The organism is Nocardia sp. NPDC049526 (assembly GCF_044465765.1).
In the GTDB taxonomy this organism is placed as follows: domain Bacteria; phylum Actinomycetota; class Actinomycetes; order Mycobacteriales; family Mycobacteriaceae; genus Nocardia.
Genome location: NZ_JBITMA010000014.1, coordinates 144,884 through 170,482, shown reverse-complemented (window position 1 = coordinate 170,482; position 25,599 = coordinate 144,884). Strand labels below are relative to the sequence as shown.

Here is a 25,599-nt window from a genome sequence, read left to right as displayed (position 1 = left end):
CGCCTCAGCCGAATTGTTGCCAGCCCAAACGGATCACCATGCCGATGACGACCACCAGCAGTATGACGCGCACGAACTCCGCGCCCTTGCGTAATGCCATGTGCGAGCCGATGATCGCGCCCGCCACATTGCCGACCGCCATGGCCGCGCCCAGCGCGAACATGATGTGGCCGGTGACACCGAAGTAGATCAGCGCACCGAAATTGGATCCGCAGTTGATCACCTTCGCCATCGCGGCCGCGCGCACGAATTCGGTACCGAGCAGGGTGGCGAAGGTAATGATCAGGAAGGTGCCCGTGCCGGGGCCGAGCAGTCCGTCGTAGAAGCCGATCAATCCGGCGGCCAGGGCGATCACGAGCACGAACTTGCGCCGAGTCGGTGGGTGCGTGGCCAGGGTGATGCCGATCGACGGGCGCAGCGTGACGAAGACGGCGACGCCGACCAGCACGACCATCACGATCGGGATGAACAGGTCGCGATCGATGAGGGACACCGCCGCCGCACCGGTCGCCGCGGTGACCGCCGCGATCGCCGCCGCGGGCAGCAAAGTGCGCCACTGCATGGGAACTTTGCGCGCGAACGTCATGACCGACGCGCTGGTGCCCGCGACCGCGGCGAGCTTGTTGGTGCCGAGTGCGGTTTGTGGCGTGATGCCCGGTGCGACGAGGAACAGTGTCGGCAGGATGATCAATCCGCCGCCGCCGACCACCGCATCCACCCAGCCCGCGGCGGTCGCGGCTGTTAATAACGTTGCCCAGTCTGCAAAATCCACCCGGCCAGCCAACCAGATGGTTGGATCGGGGCCGCCCGCACCTAGGCTGATATTCGTGCGCCGGTTCAGTCTGTGGCTTCGTGGCAAGCCCCTCATCTCGGATTCGATACTGGCCGCCGTGCTGATGCTGCTCGAGATTCTCGGGGTCAGCAATTCCGACAGCAAGCTGGCATACCTGGGAATCGGTGTGCTGTTGCCGGTACCGGTCGCATTTCGGCGGCTGTATCCGCGGGCGATGGCGGCCGCGATGCTCGGACTCTCGATCGCCTCGACGCTGGTGAGCTACGCGTCCGAGGACAAGGCCGACCATATCGCGCTGTTCGGGCTCGGCATCATGCTGTACACGCTGGTCGCGTATGTCGGTCGCAAGGAAGGAGTTTGGTACGCGCTCGGCCTTGTCGCCGACTGCACCAGCTCATTTCTGTTGCTGCACAAGCCGGCCGGTTCGGATCTGATCTTCACCGCGATGTTCTATGCGCTGTGCTGGACGCTGGCCGAGTTCATCGGCGCGCGCCACGCCTACGACCAAGAGGTGGCGGCGCGGCTCGCGGTCGCCGACTACGACCGGGAACGCCGGGCGCACGATGCCGTCTCCGCCGAACGCACCCGCATAGCCCGCGAACTACACGACGTCGTCGCCCACGCGGTGAGCGTGATCATCGTGCAGGCCGACGGCGCGAAGTACGCGCTGCACCGCGATCCGGACGCGGCCGAGCGGGCATTGACCACGATCGCGAGCACCGGCCGCGAGGCCCTGCGGGAATTGCGGCGAACCGTGGCGCTGCTGCGCATCGAGCACGCCCCGGATCAGTTGCCGCAGCACGGAACCGCGGGTCTGGCGAAGGTGGTCGAGATGATGCGCGATACCGGACTCGCGGTGGAACTCGAAATGACCGGTGAACTCGACGATATCGCCCCCGAGGTGAGTCTCGGCATGCACCGAATCGTGGCGGAATCGCTGACCAACACGCTCCGGCATGCGGGTTCGCACCCGAAGGCGTGGGTGCGGGTGCAACGCCGCGAAGCCGATGCGGTCATCGAAGTCACCGATACCGGCGGAGTTCCGGTGCTGGAGCAGGCCGCGAGCCCGATCGTCGGCGGCGGTATGGGATTGGTGGGCATGCGCGAACGCATCGCCGTACTCGGCGGCACGTTGGAAGCGGGCCGCACCTCCGATGGCACGTGGCGGGTATACGCGACGATCCCACTGGTGCGCGGCAACGAAAACGGTTAGCCGCAGGCTTTTTCGGAGGCCGCGCGCATGGTGCGGAAAACACGCTGGACGGGGCCGATAGATTAGGGACGTGCCGATTACCGTTCTCGTTGTCGACGATCAGGAACTCATGCGCATGGGGTTGAAGATGGTGCTCGGTGCGCACCCGGATATCGAGGTGATCGGCGAGGCCGAGAACGGCGCCGCCGCGATATCCCGGGCCAAGGAGTTGCGGCCGAATGTGGTGCTGATGGATGTGCGGATGCCGGTCGTCGACGGGGTATCCGCCACGCAACGCATCGTCGAGGCCGGTGACGGCTGCAAGGTGCTGGTGATGACGACCTTCGACCTCGACGAACACGCCTTGGGAGCGCTGCGAGCGGGTGCGAGCGGATTCCTGTTGAAGGACACGCCGCCCGAGGATCTGGTCTCGGCGATCCGGAGTGTGGCCGGCGGTGATGCGGTCGTGTCGCCGAAGGTGACCAAGCGACTGCTGGACCGGCTCATCGCCGACGACCCGGGTGGTATGCGGGATCCGGCGGTACTCGAGGTGCTGACCGCGCGTGAGCGTGAGGTGCTGGAGCAGATCGCGGCGGGGCGGTCCAATGCCGAGATCGCCGAGCAGTTGTACCTGTCCGAGGCCACCGTCAAGACGCATGTCGGGCGGGTGCTGACGAAACTCGGTCTGCGCGACCGGGTTCAAGCGGTCGTGCTGGCCTACGAGACCGGGTTGGTGCGACCCGGCGGGTGAGATCTCAGCGAGCTATCAGGCTGGATCGGGAGAAAAATCGGACCGTGCGACGTTGAACCGGGTAGATCGTCCGAAAGGATCGCCATGCCCGCCGTACTGTTCGTGCTCTACATCATCGTCGAGATCGCCGCGCTGATCGGCGTCGGCCAGCTCATCGGTGTGATGCCGACCATCCTGCTGCTCATCGCCGGTTCCGCTGCGGGCATGCTGCTCATCGGCTCCCAGGGCCGTCGCGTTTTCGAACAATTCCGGCGCGCCGGACGCGGGGAGATCAACCCGGGCACCGCGGTCGCGGACGGCGCGCTCGTCGCCGCGGGCGGGTTCCTGATGTTCATCCCGGGCCTGGTCACCTCGTTCTTCGGGCTGCTCCTGCTGCTGCCGCCGACCCGCTTCCTGGTCCGTCCGCTGGTCGCCGCGTTCGCCGCGCGCCGCTTCAGCCGTCTGGCCGCCGCGATGCCGTATCGCGGCGTGATCATCGACGGTGACGATGTGGTCGACGGCGCGGTTGTCAGCGAGTGGTACGACGACCCCCGCCCCTCGACTCGCCCCGCTCTCCCGTAGCGACCGCTTGCCGGTCGCTCGAAAGTGGCAGTCGGCTGACCGGGTTCACGCCTGGTCTCTTACATAAACCGTGCCAACTATCACCCTCGTGCCCATTTCGTAAGACGGATCAAAGGACTAGGGTGGCCGGATGGCGACCGAAGAGCTCACCGTCACGGTGAGTGAGGAGCTGGCAGCGGCGGTGCGGCAGGCCGCGGCGGCTGCGGGACAGTCGATTTCCGGATTCACGGCTGCGGCACTGCGGCTGGAACTGATCGCGGTGGAGGCGGGTATGCGAGCCGCACCCGGCGGCGCGCCGCCGAAATACGCGGAGGTCATGGCAGTGCTCGCACAACCCGCGGACGTTTCGCCGCCGACGTTTTAGAGCGACCTGCAAGCAGTCGCTACGGGGCGGAGGCTGTCCGACTCGACGGACTGAAACACCCATACGGCAGACTGGTCTCTCGTGAGTACCCAGTTGCTGATCGGCGGTCGTTTCTACAGTTCGAGTTCACCCGACGCGACGGCAATGGCCGTGACCGACGGCACTGTGGTGTGGCTGGGCGCCGAGCAACCGGGACGCGCGCTGCATCCGGATGCGGAGATCATCGACCTCGACGGTGCTTTCGTGGCACCGGCATTCGTCGATCCGCACGTGCACGTCACGGCGCTGGGCTTGAAACTGACCGGCCTCGATCTGTCGGTGGCGCGTTCACTCGAACACTGCCTGGAACTGCTGCGCGTATTCGCGGCGTCGCATCCCGACGGCGCGATTCTCGGCGACGGCTGGGACGAGACCGGATGGCCGGAAGGTCGGCCGCCGACGGTCGAGGAACTCGACGCGGCGGTGCAGCCGGGGCGACAGGTGTATCTGTCACGGGTGGATGCGCATTCGGCGGTGGTGTCGTCGGGGTTGTTGACTGCGGAAGTCACCGCCGCCTCGGGTTTCACGCGCGGTGCGCCCCTGCGCGCCGAAGCGCACCATCTGGTGCGCACCGCGGTGCTCTCGGGATTGGATCGCGCACAACGGGATCGGGCGCGCAAGGCCGCACTGGATACGGCAGCCGCGCACGGTGTCGTGGCGGTACACGAATGCGGGGGACCGGAGATAGCCGGTCGCACCGATATTCGTGAGTTACTCGACTTCGAGCACGGTGTCGAAGTCCGGGCCTATTGGGGTGCGGCGGTGCGCACCGCGGACGAGGCGCGGGCGCTGGTCGCCGAACTCGGGGTGCACGCGCTCGGCGGCGACCTGTTCGTGGACGGTTCGATCGGCTCGCACAGCGCTCGGTTGCGCGCGCCCTATGCCGACGACGCCGGAACCGGTCTCGGCTACCTCGACGCCGACACGATCGCCGCGCATGTGCGTGCCTGCACCGAGGCGGGCATTCAGGCCGGATTCCACGTCATCGGTGATGCCGCGATGGACGCTGTCGTCGCCGGATTCGGACAGGTGGTCGACGGACTCGGCGGCCCGGCCGTCGCATCCCGCGCGCACCGCGTCGAGCATGCGGAGATGATCGATGCCGATCAGATCGCGAAACTGGCCGCCTGGGGCGTAATCGCCAGTGTCCAACCGGGTTTCGACGCGACCTGGGGCGGCCCGGACGGCATGTACGCCTCCCGCCTCGGCTCCGAACGCGCCGCCACCCTGAATCCCTTCGCGGCCATGGCCGCGGCGGGCATCGCCCTCGCCATCGGCTCGGACGCACCGGTTACCGCACTCGATCCCTGGTCGGCGGTCCGCGCCGCGGCCAACCACCGCACCCCCGGCCACAGTCTCTCACCTCGTGCCGCCTTTGCCGCTGCCACCCGCGGGGCCTGGCGCGCGGGTGGCATCCGCGACGGCGTCGCGGGCACCTTGGTCCCGGGAGCTCCCGCCTCCTACGCGATCTGGGACGCCGCCGACCTCGTCGTCGCAGCAGCCGCCGACACCGTCCAGCGCTGGTCCACTGATCCGCGCTCCAGGGTCCCCGGCCTACCTCCGCTCGACCCCGACGCCTCCCTGCCCACCTGCCTACGTACCGTCCACCGCGGAGTCACTATCCATGAAGCCTGAAACACCCGGCGCGGCTCTGCGCCGCGTGGCGGTCGCGCTCGGTCGGTATCCGGTGCTGAGTCGGTCGGTCGCGGCGGTGGTGTCGGGGCTGTTGATTTTCGGGAGTTTTCCGCCGCGGCCGTTCTGGTTTCTTGCGCCTATCGGGATCGTGGTGCTGACGCTGACCATACGCGGCGCCGCGCGGATGCGTGGAGGGTTCGGGTACGGGTTCCTGGCGGGGCTGGCGTTCTTCGTGCCGCTGTTGCCGTGGACCGGGATCTACGTCGGGCCGGTGCCGTGGCTCGCGTTATCGACGGTGTGTTCCTTATATATAGGACTATTCGGGCTATTTGCGCGGTTGTTGTATTCGCTGCCGGGGTGGCCGGTGTGGGTGGCGTTGACGTGGACGGCCACCGAGTGGCTGCGATCGAGCTTTCCGTTCGGCGGGTTCCCGTGGGGGCGTTTGGCGTTCGGTCAGGCCGACGGGTGGTACCTCTCGCTGGCCATGGTCGGGGGCGCGCCGCTCATCGGATTCGCGGTGGCGCTCACCGGAACCGCGGCGGCGGCAGTGCTGGTGTACGTGTGGACTCGCGTGACGGTCGTGCCGACGGACGATCAATCGCCCGCTCAGACGGGCCGTACCACCACGACCCGCATCGGAATTATCGCCGCGGCGACGACTTTGGTTACCATCCCGGTCACCGGAGCGATCCTCCGGACCGCGCTGCCCGGCCCGGAGGAGGGCGACCGGACGATCACGGTCGCCGCCATCCAGGGCAGCGTGCCGCGGCTCGGGCTGGACTTCAATGCCCAGCGACGCGCTGTACTCGACAACCACGTCCGGCGCACCGAGGAATTGGCTCGAGCAGTCGCGCAGGGGCAGGCGCGCAAGCCGGACGTGGTGATCTGGCCGGAGAACTCATCGGATATCGACCCGCTGCGCAACGCCGACGCGGCCGCGGAGATCACCGAGGCGTCCGAGCAGATCGGCGCGCCGATACTCGTCGGCGCCGTACTGGTGAACGGCGATCGCACGACGACGAATTCGGTCATCGTCTGGAACGGTGCGGCCGGTCCGGGGGAGCGGCACGACAAGAAGATCATCCAGCCGTTCGGTGAATACCTGCCGATGCGCAGCTTCTTCCGCCTGTTCTCCGAGTACGCCGACCGCGCCGGATACTTCGTCCCGGGCAACGGCGACGGCACCGTCCGCGCCGAGCCTTTCGAGCGACCTGCAAGCAGTCGCTACGGCGGTGGCATCGATATCGGCGTCGCGACCTGCTACGAGGTCGCCTTCGACCGCGCCTTCCGCGATTCCATGCACGCGGGCGCCCAATTGCTGACCGTGCCTACCAATAACGCCACCTTCGGCGACAGCGAGATGACCTATCAGCAGCTGGCCATGTCCCGGGTCCGTGCCGTCGAACACGGCCGCGCCCTCGTGGTCGCCGCCACCTCCGGTGTCAGCGCCATCATCACCGCGGATGGCACAGTCCAGCAGCAGACACCCAAGTTCGTGCCCGCCGCGCTGGTCGCCGAACTGCCGTTGCGGAGCGACACGACACTCGCGACCCGATTCGGCGCCGAAGCGGAACTTCTCTCGGTTATCCTGTCCGGTGCTGCCGTCGTGGTGGCAGTTATCCGGCGGCGAAAGAACCGCGGTAGGTACGCGAACGACCAGGCCACCATGGACCAGCCGGTCGGCTGAGCTCGCCAGATCGGTTGAGCGCGATGAGTAGGGCTTTTCCCTAACCAAACAATCGGTATGTTTCGGGGCTGCGAAACCATCTTTTGGTCGGCTCCGGGCGTTAGCGTATAGTTCGCCAGCTTGCAAAAACAGGCTGGTGTAAGTCGTCGTTTTCCGGTGTTCATGCCGCTCAAGCCGCAAATTTGGAGAGTTTGCGGGAATGTTGCTTGTGAAAGTGCCTTGCTGCCAACGTCGTTCGAAGTGAAACAAATCCGCAACGCTGGCCATCCGTTGCATTCGATGCTCCGAATCTATGGGCGTGGATCACGTCCTACGGCTGGCGCGTGCGCGCCTGCGGTGGCGGTGCTCGGGGAGTTGTGCATCAACAGCGGCAGAAGGAGTGATTGATGAAGTCATTGGCCACGGATCGCGTCGACCAATGCTCTTCCGGTGAATTCTCGGCACAACCATTCGCACTGTCGCCGGCGCAAACAGCCCTCTGGTACGCCCAACGTATCCGCCCGGATGTCCCGCTGACCATTGCGCAGTATGTCGAGATCCACGGAGACTTGGACGTCGGACGCCTGCTGTACTCGATCGAACGGTTCGGTGTCGAAACACAGGTCGGACATGTGCGGCTGATCGAGATCGACGGTGTCCCGCATCAGGTGATCGACCACGCCCGCCGCCCCGGCTGGGGCCGGATCGATCTGCGCGACGAGCCTGATCCGCACGCTGCCGCGCTGCGCTGGATGAATGAGCACGCCAGTTCGCCGATCGACTTCGAGCGGGACCCACTCACTACGAACATAGTGCTGCGGACCGGCGAGTCCGACTACATCTGGTATGCACGCGGCCATCACATCGTGATCGACGGCTACGGCGCGATGAACGCACTCACCCGCACCGCGGAGATCTATACGGCGGTGGAGAACCGCACCGAACCCGAGGCATCTCGGGCCGCGCCGCTGGCCAAAATCTATGCGGACGAATCCACATACCGCGACTCCAGCCGGTTCCGCAACGACCGCGACTATTGGCTCGAGCAATTAGCGGGCGCGGGTGGACCGATGACTCTGTCCAACGTGAACGGCCTCACCGCCGCCCCCGACGCGGGGCGGCGGCGTGCTTGCGCGGTCCTCGACGTACGCGCCGAGGCAGCTATGAACGCGGCAACGGCCGAACTCGAGACCCACAGCTCGACGATGTTCGTCGCCGCACTGGCCGCCTACGTGCGCTCGGTGACCGGCAATCCCGACGTGGTGCTGAGCCTGCCGGTATCGGCGCGGACCACGGTCGCGCTGCGCCGCTCCGCCGGCGTGGTCTCGAATGTGGTGCCGATCCGGGTGCGCTTCGATGCCGATACCACCGTCCGCGATGTGGTGCGCGCCGCCGAATTGCAGATCACCGGAGCGCTGCGGCACCAGCGCTACCGGCACGACGACATCCGCCGCGATTGCGGCTACTCCCGCGATGCGCGCGGGTTCTTCGGCCCGATGGTCAACATCATGCTGTTCCACGACGAGCTGAAGTTCGGCAGTCTGCTCGGGTCGCTGCATGTGCTGGCCACCGGCCCGGTCGAGGATCTGTCCATCAATCTGTACAACGGCGAGGGCGGTCGTGTCCATATCGACTTCGAGGCCAATCCGCGGCTCTACGCGGAGTCCGAGGTCGCGGCGCACCACGGCCGGTTCCTGGACTTCCTGACCCGATTCCTCGTCGCCGATCCCGATACGCACGCCGAGAGTCTCATCGCCATCACCGATGACGAGCGCGAGCGCGTGCTGCACACTTGGAACGCCACCGAGACCGCGCCGCAGCAGGGGACCCTGTCCGGCCTGTTCGCCGATCGCGCGATGATCTGCCCGGATGCGGTCGCGCTCGAATTCGGTGACGAGACACTGACTTACCGCGAACTCGACGAGCGGGCCAACCAATTGGCCCGACTGCTGATCGCGCGCGGCGCGGGCCCCGAGAAGGTGGTCGGCCTGTGCCTGCGGCGCAGCCTCGAACTCATCGTGGGCATGTACGCGATCGTCAAGGCGGGCGCGGCGTACCTGCCGCTGGATTCGGATCATCCGGTCGAGCGGATCGAACAGATCCTCGAACAGGCCGATCCGGTCTGTGTTTTGACCACGGCCCGAGACGAACTCGCGCTGCCGTCGGGTGCGGACACGGTCGCGATGGATACCGTCGACCTCACGGATTTCGATGCCCGTCCGATCACCGACACCGACCGTCTCTCCCCACTGCGTGCCGATCATCTCGCGTACGTGATCTTCACCTCGGGATCGACCGGAAAACCCAAGGGCGTCGGTGTGACTCACGCCGCGATCGTCAACCGGCTGCGCTGGATGCAGTACGAATATCCGCTGGACGGCACCGACGCGGTGCTGCAGAAGACCCCGGACACCTTCGACGTCTCGGTCTGGGAGTTCTTCTGGCCCTTGCAGATCGGTGCGCGACTCGTTGTCGCGACCCCCGACGGACATCGCGATCCCGGCTACCTGGCCCGGACGATCGCCGAAAAGTCCATCACCGTCGCCCATTTCGTGCCATCCATGCTTTCGGTGTTCGTCACCGATACCGATGTGCGCGACTGCACCACGCTGCGCCGGGTGTTCTGCAGCGGTGAAGCGTTGCCCGCGGCCACCGTCCGTGATTTCCACGCCGCCCTGCACGGGCCGGAACTGCACAATCTGTACGGGCCGACCGAGGCTGCCGTCGACGTCACCTACTGGCCGTGCCCGGCCGACCCGGATACCGTGCCGATCGGCTCGCCGGTGTGGAACACCCAGACCTACGTCCTGGACGCACGCCTGCGGCCGGTGCCCCCGGGGGTCGTCGGCGAGTTATATCTCGCGGGTGTCCAACTGGCGCGCGGTTACCTCGGCCAATCTCGGTTGACCGCTGATCGTTTCGTGGCCAACCCGTTCACCCCGGGCACCCGGATGTACCGCACCGGCGATCTGGCGCGCTGGCAGGGCGAGCCGGATCTCGGTGACCACCAAGGCGATTCGGGTCGAGGTGTCCTCGAATACCTGGGTCGCAGCGACTTCCAGGTGAAGATCCGTGGTCTGCGCATCGAACTCGGCGAGATCGAGGCGGCGCTGCTGGCCGACGAACGGGTCGCCCGCGCGGTCTGCGTCGCCCATCGCGGCCGCACCGGCGACGAACTCGTCGCCTATGCCGTTGCCGCCCCGGCCTTTTCGGACCACTTGGACAGCACCGCGCTGCTGAACGCCTTGCGTCGCACCCTGCCGAGCTACATGGTGCCTTCGGTACTGATGGTGCTCGGCGAACTACCGTTGAGCGCGAACGGCAAGATCGACCGCAAGGCGCTGCCAGAACCCATCGCCGCCCGCCCGTCCGGCCACCTCACCGCCGAGCCCCGCACCGAGGTGGAGCGGGTGCTCGCCGGTATCTTCGGTGAAGTTCTCGGCATCGATGGAATCGGTGTCGAGGACGGCTTCTTCGATCTCGGCGGCAATTCACTGATCGCCGCCCGCGCGGTCGCGCGGATCAATGCCGCCCTCGGTACCGGACTGACCATCCGCGACCTGTTCGAGGCCTCGACCATCGCCGCGTTGATCGAGCGCTTCGCCGCCCACAACCCGGATGCATCCTCTCCGAAGCTGGTACCGGCCGAACGGCCGCAACGGATTCCGCTGTCGCTGGCTCAGCAGCGGCTGTGGATCCTCAATCGCTTCGCCGAACATGCCGCCGCCTACAACATGCCGCTGGCCGTCGAGATCGATGGACCCATCGATCTCGTGGCGCTGCGTGCCGGACTCGTCGATGTGATCGAACGGCACGAATCCCTGCGCACCACCTTCCCGGATGCTCCGGAAGGGCCGTACCAGCTCGTGCATCCGGCCACCGATATCCCGCTCACCCTGGACGCGATCGACGCCACCGGCGCCGATGTGCAGGAACTCGCCGAGGAGTTCGCCGGATACGGCTTCGATCTGCGCAGTCAGGCCCCGATCCGGGTGGCCCTGTGGACCACCGGACCGGATCGGCACGTATTCCTCATCGTGCTGCACCACATCTGCGGCGACGGCTGGTCGATCGCACCGCTGGCCAGGGATCTGATGGCCGCGGTAGCCACGCGTGCGAAGGGCATCGCACCGCAGTGGACCCCGCTGCCGGTGCAGTACGCCGATTTCGCCCTGTGGCAGCGCGAACTGCTCGGCGACGAAACCGATCCGGCGAGTGCGCTGAGTCGTCAGCTCGCCTACTGGCGCACGGCCCTCACCGGCCTGCCGGATCAGCTCGACCTGCCGCTGGACCGTCCGCGCCCGCTGCGTCGCTCGACCGACGGCGGGCGGGTGGAGTTCACCATCGCACCCGAGATCCGCCGTGCCGCAGGCGAACTCGCGGCCAGCAGGGGTGTCAGCATGTTCATGGTGCTGCACGCCGTACTGGCCACGCTGCTCGCGCGGCTGTGCGCGAGCACCGATATCGCCATCGGCACCCCGATCGCGGGCCGCTCGGATCCGGCGCTCGACGATCTGGTCGGCATGTTCGTCAATACGCTGGTGTTGCGGACCGAGGTCGATCCGGCCGCCGGATTCGACCAGATGCTCGATGTGGTCCGCGAAACCGATCTCAATGCCTTCGCCAATGCGGATGTGCCGTTCGAGCGGCTGGTCGAACTCGTCAACCCGGAGCGCTCCGCCGCCCGGCATCCGCTGTTCCAGGTGATGTTGTCTTATGACCGCGCACCGGATCTGAGCATCGATCTGCCCGGTGTAGTGGCGCAGGTGCTGCCGATTGCCGCCGATATCGCCAAATTCGATCTGCAGCTGGAACTGCACGACGGTATCACCGACGGTCCGCTGCACGCCGAATTCGGCTATGCCACCGATATTTTCGACAAGCGGACCGTCGAATCGTTCGCCCGCCGGTTCATCGCCGTGCTCAGTGCCGTCGTCGCCGAGCCGAATCGACCGGTCGGCGATCTGGAGATCCTGGACCGGCGCGAGGCCGCGAAGCTCGCGCCGATCGCTGGTGCTCCGGGCGAGCCCTCGATCACCTTGGCGCAGCTGTTCACCGACATCGCCGAGCGGCTGCCGGATGCGACCGCCGTGCGCTACGAGGGCGTCGACACCAGCTACCGCGAACTCGACGAGATGTCGAACCGCTTGGCGCGCACGCTGATCGAACACGGCGCCGGACCTGAGGTCGTGGTGGCGATCGCCCTGCCGCGCAGCCTCGATTCCATCGCCGCCATCTGGGCCGTGGCGAAAACCGGTGCGGCATATGTGCCGATCGATCCGAGCTACCCGGCCGAGCGGATCGGGCATATGATCGCCGATTCCGGTGCCATGCTCGGGCTGACCGTGCCGGAATCCCTGGCCACCATGCCCGCCTGGCCCGCCGGAGGCGGTAAGCACCGCAAGCACTATGTCGATTGGCTGGTACTCGGCTCGGATGAACTGGCCGCCGAATCTGCCCGCTACTCAACCGATCCCGTCACCGATGCGGACCGCCACTACCCGCTGCGCACCGGATATCCGGCCTACCTGATCTACACCTCGGGTTCAACCGGAAAGCCCAAGGCCGTCGTCGTCACCCACGCCGGTATCGCATCGCTGGCACAGGAACAGATGTATCTGTTCGGTGTCACGGATTCGGCACGCACGCTGCACTTTTCCTCGCCCAGCTTCGACGCGTCGGTGCTGGAGATCCTGCTCGGGTTCGCGGCGGGCGCCACCATCGTCATCGCACCCGCGGGCATGTACGGCGGTACGGAACTCGCCGATCTGCTGCGCACGGAGCGGGTCACCCATGCCTTTATCACCCCGGCCGCGCTGGCCACCGTGCCGGAAGAGGGTCTCGACGAGCTCGAGGCCGTCATCGTCGGCGGTGAGGCGTGCTCGGAGGAACTGGTCGAGCGGTGGTCGGCCGGGCACCGCATCCACAATATGTACGGGCCTTCCGAGGCCACCGTCGCCGCCACCGCCAGCGGTCCGATGCAGGCGGGTCGCCCGGTGCCGCTCGGCATGCCGGTGCGCGGCATGCGACTGTTCGTGCTGGACGGTCGACTGCATCCGGTGCCACCGGGCACCCCGGGCGAGCTCTACCTGTCCGGCCCCGGGCTGGCCCGCGGCTACCTGGGCCGATATGGCCTTACCGCACAGGGCTTCCCGGCCAACCCGCACGGTCGGCGCGGTGAGAGGATGTACCGCACCGGCGATCTCGTGGTCTCGGATCCGACCGGACAACTGCGCTTCCTCGGCCGGGCCGACGACCAGATCAAGATCCGCGGCTTCCGCATCGAACTGCGCGAAATCGACCATGTGCTGCGCGCCCATCCGGGTGTGCGCGCCGTGCTCACCGTCGTGCACACCGACGAACACGGCCAGCACCGCTTGGTCGCGTATGTGACCGCGGACGAACCGATCGAGGCCGCCGCTATCGCCGAGACCGCGCGTCAGCGGTTGCCCGGCTACATGGTGCCTGCCTCGATTGCCGTACTCGACGAGATGCCGGTCACCCAGGCCGGCAAGCTGGACCGAAAGGCTCTGCCCGCACCTGTTTTCGCGGCGGCGGGTTCCTCGCGTGCCCCGAGGACGCTGCTGGAGCTGCGGGTCGCCGCCGCGTTCGGTGAAGTCCTCGGCCATCCGATGACGGGCGCGGAGGACAGCTTCTTCGAGGTGGGCGGCAACTCGCTGCTCGCCACCCGCCTCGCCGCCGCACTGCACGCGGAATTCGGCGTAGACCTGCCGGTGCGGCTGATCTTCGAGGCACCGACGGTAGCCGGTATCGCGGAACGGATAACGGAAGCGCCCCGGACGCAACGGGTGGCGCTGGCTGTGCATACCCCACGTCCGGGACGCATTCCATTGTCGCTGCCCCAGCAGCGACTGTGGTTCCTCAATCGATTCTCACCCGAATCGAGCGCTTACAACATCGCATTCGTCATTCGGATCGACGGCGATCTGGATGCGGCGGCACTGCGGGCGGCGCTGACCGATCTGGTCGAGCGGCACGAGGTGCTGCGCACGGTGTTTCCCCAGGACAATCTCGGCGCCCAGCAGTCGGTGCTGCCCACCGCCAAGGCCATGCCGGTGGTCGAGCCGGTCGCGACCGACGAGGGCGCCGCCGAGCAGACACTGCGTGCCATGGCCCGCAGCGGATTCGATCTCACCAAGGACATCCCACTGCGGATCGCTTTGCTGCGCACCGACTCTCGGCGTCATCTGCTCGGTATCGTGGTGCACCACATCGCCGCCGACGGTTGGTCGCTCGGCCCGCTGACCCGGGATCTGGCCGCTGCCTACGTGGCAAGGCGCGAGGGTGTCGCACCCGATTGGACACCGCTTCCGGTGCAGTACGCCGATTTCGGGTTGTGGCAGCGCGCCTACCTCGGTGACGAGGCCGATCCGGACAGTCTCGCGGGCGAGCAACTCGCCTACTGGCGCACCGCACTGGCGGATCTGCCGGACGAACTGCCACTGCCCTACGATCGGCTGCGGCCGGCCGCGCCGACGCAGGAGGCGGGTTCGGTCCGCTTCACCGTGCCCGAGCCGGTGCAGCGCGCACTTGCCGAACTCGCGCGCGAACAGGGCGTCAGCATGTTCATGGTGCTGCGTTCGGCCCTCGCGGTCATGCTGCGGTTCATTACCGGCGGTCGGGATATCGTGATCGGCACGCCGGTCGCGGGGCGCACCGATACCAAACTCGACGAGCTGGTCGGCATGTTCGTCAACACGCTGGTGCTGCGCTCGGACGTCGACCCGGATGTCCCGTTCGCGACGCTGCTGCGCGCGGATCGGGACAACGAGCTGGCTGCCATGGCGCATGCGGACATTCCGTTCGAACGCATCGTCAAGGAGCTGGGGCGCGACACACGCGGTGGCAGTCGCCATCCGCTGTTCCAGGTGGCGCTGACGGTGCAGGACGGGCCGGTTCCCGCACTCGAACTGCCCGACCTCGCGTTGCGTGCCGAGGAACTGGATATCGCGCTGGCCAAATTCGAGCTGGAGCTGCGGGTCGGTACCGGCGCCCGCGAAGCCGGACCGGACACGTCGCAGCGCGGCTTCGAATTCGTGTATGCCGCAGAGCTTTTCGATGCGGCGACGGTCAAAACATTGGCTGATCGGTTTCTTGCGGTGTTGGCGGCCATTACCGCCGCGCCGCAGGCGTTGGTCCGCGATATCGACGTGCGCACCGAATTCGAGCGACGCCGGCTCACCCCGGCCATCGGCGGCGCGACCACGCCGCAGTGCACACTGGCCGCGTACTTCACCGCGACCGCGCATATGTATCCGCAGCGAACGGCAATTCGCGCGAGCGGAACCTCGCTGACCTACACCGAGGTCGACGGGCGCTCGAATCGGTTGGCACGGGCACTGATCGAGCGCGGGCTCGGCCCGGGGGACCGGGTGGCGCTCGGTCTGACCCGCTCGGTCGACTCGGTCATCACGATGCTCGCGGTCGCCAAATCCGGCGCCGCATTCGTGCCGGTGGATCCGAACTATCCGGCCGACCGCGTGCGGCACATGCTGGTCGACTCCGGGTGCACGGTGGGTGTCACGCTGGCCGAGCACGCCGATCGGCTGCCCGCGACAGCGGGCACCGACTGGCTGCTGCTCGATGCTCCCGAATTCATCGAGGAACTGGACGAATTCGACGACTGCATGGTCGACGACTACGAACGGCATCGTCCGGTCGAGATCACCGATCTGGCCTATGTGATCTATACCTCGGGCTCGACCGGCAAGCCCAAGGGCGTGGCTGTCACGCACAGCGGTCTGTCGAACTTCGGCGACGAGGTCCGCGAGCGGATGCGGATCGACAAGGATTCGCACACACTGCACTTCTCCTCCCCGAGCTTCGACGCGGCCATTTTCGATCTGCTGCTCGCGATCGGATCCGGTGCGACCATGGTGATCGTCCCGCCGGATGTCTACGGCGGCGACGAACTCGCCGCGCTGATCGAGCGCGAACGCGTCACCCACACGTTCATCACCCCGGCCGCGCTGGCCACCATTGATCGGGAGCGGTGGTCATTGCCGAGCCTGCGCGCGGTCATGGTGGGCGGCGAGGCCTTTGGTCCAGATCTGGTGGCCCGCTGGGCTCCGGGACGGCAGATGTTCAACGGATATGGGCCGACCGAAACCACCGTCGTCATCACGATCTCCGAGCCGATGGCGATCGGCGAACCGATCACCATCGGCACCCCGGTGCGCGGTGCGCGGGCGCTGGTGCTCGACGAGCGGCTGCGTCCGGTGCCGGTCGGCGTGCCCGGCGACCTGTACCTCGGCGGATTCGGCATCACACGTGGGTATCTCGACCGGTTCGAGCTCACCGCGACGCGATTCGTCGCCGACCCCTTCGGACCGCCGGGGTCGCGGATGTACCGCAGCGGTGACGTGGTGCGCTGGAATGCCCGGGGCGAGATCGTCTACCTGGGTCGCAGCGACCATCAGGTGAAGGTGCGCGGCTTCCGCATCGAACTCAACGAGATCACCAATACGCTCGCCGCACATGAACACGTGCGGTTCGCGCACACCGAGGTGCGCCATATCGCGGGCGCGGATCAGATCGTCTCGTACATCCAGCCCGTCGACGACATCACACCGGATGTCGACGCGGTGCGCGCCCGTGTCGCCGAACAGCTTCCCGCACATATGGTTCCGGTGAGTATCACCGTGCTGGACGGGATTCCGCTGACCCCGACCGGCAAGTTGGACGTCGCCGCACTGCCGGAACCGCAGCTGACCGTGCGCACGGCGCTGCGCGCACCCGCGACCGCCGCCGAGCGGCTGGTCGCCGAGGTGATGGGTGAGTTGGTCGGTGTCGAGGGCGTGAGCGCCGACGACAGCTTCTTCGATATCGGCGGAAATTCGCTGCTGGCAACCCAACTCGTGGCCCGGCTGGCCGCGGCGACCAATACCCGGCTCGAGGTGCGCACCGTCTTCACCATGCCGACGGTTGCCGAACTCGCGACGCTGCTCGGTTCCGGACCCGGTGCCGACGCCCGGCCCGAGTTGGTACGCCGTGATCGGCCCGCGCGGATTCCGTTGTCGGCGGCACAGTATCGACTGTGGTTCCTGAACCGGTTCAACCAGATCGGCAACAGCGCGGGTCATGCCACCGGGGCCTACAACATCCCCGTGGTGCTGCGGTTGCGCGGCCGGCTGAATGTCGATGCGCTGGTGCGGGCATTGCATGCGGTGCAGCAGCGGCACGAGACGCTGCGGACGGTCTTCCCGGAGATCGATGGGGTACCCACGCAGCAGATTCTCGATCCAGCCGACGCGGCCGTCGCGCTGTTCGCCGCGACGATGCCGCTCGCGGAAATACCCGGTGCCGTACAGGATTTCGCGACTCCGGGATTCGATCTCGCGTCGACCGTGCCGATACGCGCCGCGCTCATCACGATCGACCCGGACGGATCAACCGAAACGACACCGGGGGAGTCGACCGAGCACGTTCTGGTCCTGGTCGTCCATCACATTGCGATGGACGGTTGGTCGCTGGCACCGCTGGCCGCCGATGTGGCCGCCGCGTATGCGGCCGCATGCGAGCAGAAGACGCCCGACTGGCCGGAATCGGAGATCCAGTACGCGGATTATACGCTCTGGCAGCAGGATACGCTCGGCACCGAGGATGATCCCGATTCGGTGGTGCACCGCCAGCTCGACTACTGGCGGCATACTCTGGCCGGAATTCCGGAGCTGCTGAACCTGCCTACGGACCGGCCGCGTCCGCCCGCGCCGACCTATCGCGGCGGCATCGTCGAGTGCCCGATCGACGCATTGACCCATCGGGAACTGCGGACGATTGCCACCAGCAACAACGTCAGCATGTTCATGTTGCTGCACGCCGCCCTCGCGGTACTGCTGCACCGGATGACCGCGACCGACGACATCACCGTCGGCACGCCGATCGCCGGCCGTGGCGGCCACCCTGAGCTGGATCGGATGGTCGGCATGTTCGTCAACACGTTGGTGCTGCGCACCCGGATCGATCCGGACGCCAGGTTCACCGACCTGTTGCACGCCGTGCGCGATATCGATCTGGATGCGTTCGCGCATGCGGACCTGCCGTTCGAGCGGCTCGTCGAGGTGCTGAATCCGGCCCGCTCGCAGGCCCATCACCCGATGTTCCAGGTGATGCTCTCGGTGCAGAACCACCCGGTGCGGGTGCTCGACCTGCCCGGGCTGCGCATCGAATCGGAGGATGTCGACACCGGTATCGCGAAGTTCGATCTGCAGTTCACACTGACCGAATCGCACACCGGCACAAGGGAACCCGGCGGCATCAACCTGTCGGTCAACTACGCAAGCGATCTGTTCGACGAGGAGACCGCCCAGCGGCTCGGCAGGCGATTGGTCCGGCTGCTCACCGGCGTCGCCGCGAATCCGACCACCGCCGTGGGCGATCTGGAGCTGCTCGATCCTGCCGAATGGTCCGGGCTTGCTCCGGTGCGCGGCGCGGAGGCGGACCGGCCGGTCACCTTCCCCGAGGTGTTCGAGAACGCGGCGAATGTCGATCGCAAGGCCATCGCGCTGTGCTCGGGCGACACCCAGGTGAGCTACGACGCGCTCGACCGGTGGACAAACCGGCTGGCGCGGGTGCTCATCGAACGCGGGGTCGGCCCGGAAACGCTGGTGGCGCTGGGGATTCCGCGTTCGGTCGAATCGGTGGCGACGATGCTGGCGGTGGCCAAGGCGGGTGCGGCATTCGTGCCGGTCGACCCGCTGTATCCGGCGCAGCGGATCTCCCATATGCTCACCGATTCCGGTGCGGCACTGGGCATCACGCTGGCCGAGCACCGCGACCAGATGCCGGGCGATGCCGAGTGGATCGTGCTCGACAATGCCGAATTCCGTGGTCGGGTGCTGGATACATCCGACGCGCCGATCAGGACGAGCGAGCGGACCCGCGTGCTGCGGGTGGACAATCCGGCATACGTCATCTACACCTCCGGCTCGACCGGCACACCGAAGGGCGTCGTGGTTACCCACGGTGGCCTGTCGAACTTCGCCGCGGAGACCGCGGAGCGGTTCGAGGTGCACCCCGGTTGCCGGGTCCTGCATTTCGCGACGCCGAGCTTCGACGCCGCCATGCTCGACCTGCTGCTCGCGCTCGGTGGTGCGGCGACGCTGGTGATCACGCCACCGGGCGTGGTCGGCGGGGCCGAACTGGGCAGGGTGTTCATCGACGAGGGGATCACGCACGCGTTCATCACCACCTCGGCACTGGGCACGGTCGATCCGACCGGCGTCACCGAGCTGGCGCATGTGCTGGTGGGCGGCGAGGCGCTGCCGTCGGAGGTGGTCGCGCGCTGGGCACCCGGACGCAATCTGTACAACGCGTACGGGCCGACCGAGACCACCATTGTCACGGTGATCTCCCAACCCATGACTCCAGGCGAGCCGATCACAATCGGCGGGCCGATCCGCGGCGTCAACGCGACCATCCTCGATGGGCGGTTGCATCCCGCGCCGGTCGGGGTGACCGGTGAACTGCATTTAGCGGGTAGTGCGCTGGCACGGGGTTATCTGAACCGGCCGGGGCTGACCGCGCAGCGGTTCATCGCGAATCCCTACGGCAAGCCGGGTGAAAGGATGTATCGCACCGGCGATCTCGTGCGCTGGTTCGGGCCCAGCTCCGACTCGGCCCGCGAAATCGAATACCTCGGCCGCACCGACCATCAGGTGAAGATTCGAGGCTTCCGCATCGAACTCGGCGAGATCGATGCCGCGCTCGCACGCCACGACGCGGTCGAGTTCTCCACGACCATCGGTTATCGGACCCCCGCCGGTGCGACGGCGTTGGTGTCGTATGTGAAGCCGTGCGATGGAACAACGCCGAGCACGGCCGAGCTCACCGAACATCTCGCCGAGCGGGTACCGAATTACATGGTGCCGCAATCGATCATGCTGATCGACGAGGTTCCGCTCAGCCCGGTCGGCAAGCTCGACCGAAAGGCGTTGCCGGAACCGGTCTTCAGCGCGAGCGAGGGCTATCGGGCGCCGACCACCCCGACCGAGGTGCGGCTGTGCGCAGCCTTCGCGACGGTGCTCGGCGTCGAAACGGTAGGTGTCGACGACGGATTCTTCGAACTCGGCGGCAACTCACTGCTGGCCACGAAGGTCGTGGCAGAGCTGCGCGCCAACGGGATCGATCTCCCGGTGCAGCTGATGTTCGGCGACTCCACCCCGGCCGCCATCGCGGCCCGGCTGGACGGAGCCGGTCACCCCGGTGCGGCCATCGCCGCGACACTGGAGCCGGTACTGCCGATTCGGGCCCGCACCACCGCGAGCCCGGCCCCGCTGTTCTGCATCCATCCCGCGATCGGACTGTCCTGGTGCTACTCGGGCCTGCTCGCGCATCTGGCTGCGGACCGCCCGGTGTACGGATTGCAGGCACCGCATGTCGCGGGCGAGGACGGGTTCGATTCGATCGGCGAGGCCGCGGAAAACTATGTGGCGCATATCAAGTCGATTCAGCCCGAAGGGCCCTACCACCTGCTCGGCTGGTCGCTGGGCGGCCTGATCGCGCACGAGGTGGCGGTCCAACTGCAGGAGGCGGGCGAGCAGGTCGCGCTGCTGTCGATGATGGACAGCTACCAGCTCACCGACGAATGGCTCGAGCATGCGATCCCCACGGTGGCCGAGATCATCGGCGAATTCGGCAATGACGCCGATGACGTCGAACTCGACCCGCGCATGACCCTGCGCGACGCCGCCGAACTGCTGAGCTCGCGTCCCGGCCCGTTCGCCGCCCTGACCGTCGAACACCTGGAGCGCCTCTACGCGGGCTATACGAATGGCACTGTCCTGGCCCACGGCTTCCGCCCCAGGACCTTCGACGGTGATCTGCTGTTCTTCACCGCTGCCGATGACGAGACCAACCGCACCGACCCGACCCGCTGCGCCGCGGCGTGGGCGCCTTTCGTCACCGGCAGCATTCACAACCACGACCTGCCCTGCAAACACTCGGCCATGACGACACCGGAATCACTCGCCGTTATCGGTCCGGTGCTCGACGAGCACCTGGAAGGCGCACCGGGGCAGGAGGCACGGTCATGAGAGAGCGTTTCGAACAATCCATCGACACAGCACCCGCACGCATCGACGAAACCCGGTGTTACCGAGGCGGATTCGCGCGAGATATCGCCGACGACCGCGCGGGCCGGGACGCCGATGTCGAGGGGCGGAACAGGAGCGAGTCGTGAACGAATGCGGTGGATCGACAGGCTGTGCGCAATCGGTAGCAGGCCCGGCGAGAGTGCGGGCGCCGGGGGCCAGGGCTCGGCAGGTTGTGTCGTGAGTCTGGCGGTGGAGGTGCGCGGCCTGGTCAAGACTTACGGCCGGGTGCGGGTGCTGGATGAGGTCGACCTACAGATTCCGGCCGGCACGGTGATGGCACTGCTCGGGCCCAACGGCGCGGGCAAAACGACGACGGTGCGCATCGTGACCACCCTGCTGCGGCCGTGTGCCGGATCGGTGCGGGTGGCGGGCATCGACGTCTTGCGCGATCCGGCGACCGCGCGGCGGCGCATCGGGCTGTCCGGTCAGTACGCGGCGGTCGATGCCAACCTGACCGGATACGAGAATCTGCGCATGGTGGCGCGGCTGTACGGAATGTCGCAGCGGCAGGCCACCTCTCGTGCGGCGGAGTTGCTGAACACTTTCGGCCTGGACCATGCGGCGCACCGTCGCGCCGGTACCTATTCCGGTGGGATGGCGCGACGGCTCGACCTCGCCGGTGCATTGGTGGCGCGGCCCGCGGTGGTGGTGCTCGACGAGCCGACCACCGGCCTGGATCCGCGTGGCCGTCTCGATATGTGGCGCGTCATCGGCGATCTCGTCGACGACGGCACCACAGTGCTGCTCACCACCCAGTATCTGGAAGAGGCCGACCAACTCGCCGACCGCATCACGGTCATCGATCGCGGGCGGGTCATTGCCAAGGGTTCGGCCGATGAGCTGAAGACCTCCATCGGCGGCGACCGGCTCACCGTCACGCTGGCCCCGGGCCAGGATGTGCTGCCGGCGCTGACGATCCTCGCGCAGGTCGGTATCGGTGAGCCGACCCACGATCTGGGCGCCGACGAAGTCTCCATCGTGGTCGCCGACGGCACCCGCACCATGGTCGAAGCGCTGCGCAGGCTCGACGACGCCGGGGTGTGCGTGGTCGACGCCGGCGTGCACCGGCCCAGTCTCGACGACGTATTCCTGTCCCTCACCGGTACCGCCGCGCACGAACTCGAGCCGGAAATCGACGATGCACAAGAGGAGATCTTGTCTTGATGAGCACCGCAGTCGCGCGCGACGAAGCGGAATCGACCGCGAAAGCCGAATCCCCACCGGAGATTCGGCAACCACACGCCCGGGTCATCCGGGACAGCGCCATCGTGGCGTACCGGAATCTGCTGACCATCCTGCGGGTCCCGACGCTGCTGGTGACCGCGACGATCCAGCCGCTGATGTTCGTTTTCCTCTTCGCCTACATCTTCGGCGCGTCACTCGGCGGCGGCCAGTATCGCGAATTCCTGCTCGCCGGAATCTTCACCCAGACAGTCGCTTTCAACGCCGCCTTCACCACGGTCGGCCTGGCGGGTGATCTGGAGAAGGGCATCATCGACCGCATGCGGACGCTGCCGATGTCGCGGCTGGCGGTGCTGATGGGGCGCACACTCTCGGATCTGGCGGTGAATATCCTGAGCCTGGCCGTCATGGTCGGCTGCGGGTATATCGTCGGCTGGCGGATCAACGGCGGGATCGTCGATGCCGTACTGGCTTTCGCGATAATTCTGCTGTTCGCGTTCGCCATGTCCTGGGTCGGGGCTATCACCGGTCTGTTTTCACCCACCGTCGAAGTCGCCCAGAGCGCGGGCCTGATCTGGCTGTTCCCGTTGACGTTCATCTCCTCGGCCTTCATCTCGGCGGAATCGCTGCCCGGTCCGCTGTGCACCGTCGCCGAATGGAACCCCATCACCGCCGTTTCCGCCGCCGGGCGGAAGCTCTTCGACAACGGCGCACCACCCAGCTTCGGCACCCCAACCGGTTGGCCCGCCGACCACTGCATCGCATACGCGGTGGCGTGTTCTCTCGCCATCCTGGTGGTGGTCGTGCCGTTGGCATTGCTGCGCTACCGCAAGGTCGCCAGTAAGTAGTGCCCACATGACGGATCACCGTCATCGAGCCGAGTGAAATGCTGGCTCATCAGCCGGCCATTCAGCCTCGAGCAGCACCGAATCGGTGTCGAGGCCGGTACTCAGCACTCGTTGTGGCAGCTGCACACCCGCTATACAGGGCATTGTGCAGCTGCTGCATAGGGTGTGCCTGACACGCACCGGCGCCGGCGTCGCGCAGCGGGCGGGTGCGTGTGGGTTATCGACGATGTCAACGCAGATCCAGGACTGCTTTTCCGTGCAGGCGGCGGGAGAGGAGCGCGTCGATCGCATCGGCTGCCTGTGTCCAGTCGCCGCGCCAGGAGATGTTGGGGTCCAGGTTTCCCGCGGCGACTTGGGTGGCGAGCCAGTTCAGGTCCGGGCTCAGATTCGGGCACGACAGCAGGAAGAAGGTGACGATCGAGCGGTTGTCGCGGCCTTGATCGCCGAAGAGCGCACCGAATGGGAACGTCTCGTCCTGACCCGCGGAGTGGCCGAGCGCGACCAGCGTGCCGCCTTCGGACAGGCGCTGATAGGCATCGACCAACTGACGACCGCCGACCATATCCACCACTCCGTGAACCGGAGTGCGCAGTGCCGCGGGCTCGGCGATGACTTCGGCCGCCCCCAGTGCCTCCAGGCTCGCACCATGTGCGGCTGGATTTCCGGTAGCCGCGATGACGTGCGCGCCGCCCATCCGCGCGAGCTGGACCGCATACCGTCCGACGCCGCCCGCAGCACCGGTGACCAGTACTCGCCGACCCAGAATCGGTCCGAGCCGATGCAACGCCCGCAATGCGCTCGCACCTGCTACCGGAATGGTGCTGATCGCACCCGGGTCCGCGTGGGCGGGGACGGCGCTGATCAGGTCGGTATCGACCGCGCGCAGTTCCGCCCATGCCCCGTCCGCACCGAGCGTCACCACCAGTGTGCCGACCGCCGGACCCGATCCATCGGCGGCGGTGCGTTCCACGATTCCGGCCGCATCCCATCCGAGAACCGCGCCGTCGGGGGCATCGGCCAGCCCGAACCGGACCTCCCCGTAGTTGAGTGAGGTTGCCGTCACTCGGATCAGCGCCTGATTCGGGGCCGGTCGCGGGTCGGGAACTCGATCGATCCGCAAACCGGGCGGAGCGGAATGGTCGACAACCAATGCGCGCATAGTACGACGCCTTTCGAGCAGAGAACGGGGTAATGGGTCGCCGCGATGGGCGACCGGCCATAATCTGCCACTAAGTGGCAAAAGCTGTCAAATGGCAATAGCCTCTAATTGGCAATCGTTTGGTAGGCTGGCGACCATGGCTGATGCGACCGACCGGCTGCCGCTGCGCGAGCGCAAAAAACTGCGGACCAGGCAGGCGCTGATCGACACCGCACTGGACCTGTTCACCGAACGCGGATTCGACAACACCACCCTCGACGAACTCTGCGATGCCGTCGACGTCTCCAAGCGCACGTTCTTCCGCACCTTCACCAGCAAAGAAGACGTCGCCATGGCACCGCTGCAGGACCTATGGGGGGCTTTCCTCACCGACCTGTCCACCCGCCGGCCCGGCAGTGGCACCCTGCTGCGCCTCTTGCAGGAAACCTTGTGCGGGGCATTGGACCAGATGCCGAGCGCCGGCTGGGCCGACCGCGCCATCCGCAGCCATCGACTCGCCCAGAGCACTCCCTCGATGGCCGCACACAACCTGCAATTCTGCGACCGAACCGTCCGCGAAGCCCTCGCCCTCCTGACCACCCGCTTCGCCCTCGACCCTGCCGATCACCGCCCCCGGCTAGTCCTCGACATCCTCATCGCGGCATTCCATCGTGCCCTCGACGCCTGGGGCTCCCGCTCCGACCTCATCGACACCCCCACCCTCACAACAGATCTCCGCGCTGCCTTCGCAGCCATCCCCAGCGCCCTCACCCTGACCCCGAAACCCCGGCGTTCTCCCTGAAGCTTCACCCCTGCGGAAATCCGTTGCCCGCCACGGGCACTCGGGCACGAGAAAGGCCGCCTGCACCAGTTGGTGCAAGCGGCCTTCTGTTGTCTTCAGAGACCCTGCCGGAACTAAACCCGACGCCGCGTCTTCAGCAGATCGAGCCGCTCCTTCAGCAGCTCCTCCAGCTCTTCCTTGCTGCGACGCTCCAGCAGCATGTCCCAGTGGGTGCGCGGCGGCTTGACCTTCTTGGTCTCCTGGCTGGTGCCCTCCATGAGGGTGCCCTCCTGGCCGTTGCGGCAGAGCCAGGTCGGGGGGATCTCGGCGTCGTCGGCGAAGGGAACGTCGAATTCCTCGCCGTTATCGGTCCGGTACCGAGCAATCCGTCGCGGAGCCAGGTCGTGGTCGCGATCGGTTTCGTAGCTCACCGCTCCGAGCCGACTGCCCCGGAGTACGCGATCTGCCATGGTGTGCCTCTCCCTGTGTGCTCGAGTCTTGTTGCGCCGCGACCGCGTCCTTCATCGGTCACTAC

At 66.9% G+C, this 25,599-nt stretch carries 13 protein-coding genes; 10 read left to right on the top strand and 3 right to left on the bottom strand.

Annotated features, from left to right (window positions below; all coding sequences use genetic code 11):
- Positions 1–4: 4 nt before the first annotated feature.
- On the bottom strand, positions 5–772 hold the full coding sequence (locus ACIBW7_RS34870; protein WP_397053881.1) for a TSUP family transporter: 768 nt from the start codon (positions 770–772) through the stop codon (positions 5–7).
- Positions 773–827: 55 nt separating this feature from the next.
- Between ACIBW7_RS34870 and ACIBW7_RS34865 the strand changes: the two genes are divergently transcribed.
- The 9 genes from ACIBW7_RS34865 (at position 828) to ACIBW7_RS34825 (ending at position 23,145) form a co-directional block, all read left to right on the top strand.
- Complete coding sequence (locus ACIBW7_RS34865; protein ID WP_397053879.1) at positions 828–2,006, top strand: sensor histidine kinase; 1,179 nt, start codon at positions 828–830, stop codon at positions 2,004–2,006.
- Between the two features lie 70 nt (positions 2,007–2,076).
- Complete coding sequence (locus tag ACIBW7_RS34860) at positions 2,077–2,736, top strand: response regulator (RefSeq protein WP_397038507.1); 660 nt, start codon at positions 2,077–2,079, stop codon at positions 2,734–2,736.
- A gap of 84 nt (positions 2,737–2,820) precedes the next feature.
- Positions 2,821–3,297 (top strand): FxsA family protein, encoded by a 477-nt coding sequence (locus tag ACIBW7_RS34855; RefSeq protein ID WP_397053877.1) that lies wholly within the window; start codon positions 2,821–2,823, stop codon positions 3,295–3,297.
- Between the two features lie 130 nt (positions 3,298–3,427).
- Complete coding sequence (locus tag ACIBW7_RS34850; RefSeq protein ID WP_397053875.1) at positions 3,428–3,661, top strand: hypothetical protein; 234 nt, start codon at positions 3,428–3,430, stop codon at positions 3,659–3,661.
- 81 nt (positions 3,662–3,742) lie between these two features.
- Positions 3,743–5,335, top strand: a complete 1,593-nt coding sequence (locus ACIBW7_RS34845; protein WP_397053873.1) for an amidohydrolase — start codon at positions 3,743–3,745, stop codon at positions 5,333–5,335.
- Entirely contained in the window at positions 5,325–7,022 is a 1,698-nt protein-coding gene (lnt, locus tag ACIBW7_RS34840; protein ID WP_397053871.1) for an apolipoprotein N-acyltransferase, read from the top strand. Before ACIBW7_RS34845 ends, lnt begins: the two co-directional genes overlap by 11 nt.
- A gap of 386 nt (positions 7,023–7,408) precedes the next feature.
- Positions 7,409–21,055, top strand: a complete 13,647-nt coding sequence (locus ACIBW7_RS34835; RefSeq protein ID WP_397053869.1) for an amino acid adenylation domain-containing protein — start codon at positions 7,409–7,411, stop codon at positions 21,053–21,055.
- A gap of 237 nt (positions 21,056–21,292) precedes the next feature.
- A complete protein-coding gene (locus ACIBW7_RS34830; protein WP_397053867.1) occupies positions 21,293–22,279 on the top strand; it encodes an ATP-binding cassette domain-containing protein in 987 nt (328 codons plus the stop codon).
- Positions 22,279–23,145, top strand: a complete 867-nt coding sequence (locus tag ACIBW7_RS34825; RefSeq protein ID WP_397053865.1) for an ABC transporter permease — start codon at positions 22,279–22,281, stop codon at positions 23,143–23,145. Before ACIBW7_RS34830 ends, ACIBW7_RS34825 begins: the two co-directional genes overlap by 1 nt.
- Before the next feature lie 229 nt (positions 23,146–23,374).
- Here ACIBW7_RS34825 and ACIBW7_RS34820 read toward each other — a convergent pair whose 3' ends face one another.
- The gene (locus tag ACIBW7_RS34820) at positions 23,375–24,304 is read right to left on the bottom strand and encodes a zinc-binding dehydrogenase (protein WP_397053863.1); all 930 of its coding nucleotides are present in this window, start codon (positions 24,302–24,304) and stop codon (positions 23,375–23,377) included.
- 136 nt (positions 24,305–24,440) lie between these two features.
- Between ACIBW7_RS34820 and ACIBW7_RS34815 the strand changes: the two genes are divergently transcribed.
- Positions 24,441–25,085, top strand: a complete 645-nt coding sequence (locus ACIBW7_RS34815) for a TetR family transcriptional regulator (protein WP_397053861.1) — start codon at positions 24,441–24,443, stop codon at positions 25,083–25,085.
- A gap of 113 nt (positions 25,086–25,198) precedes the next feature.
- Here ACIBW7_RS34815 and ACIBW7_RS34810 read toward each other — a convergent pair whose 3' ends face one another.
- Positions 25,199–25,534, bottom strand: coding sequence for an RNA polymerase-binding protein RbpA (locus tag ACIBW7_RS34810; protein ID WP_397053859.1), 336 nt, complete (start codon positions 25,532–25,534; stop codon positions 25,199–25,201).
- Positions 25,535–25,599: the final 65 nt, after the last annotated feature.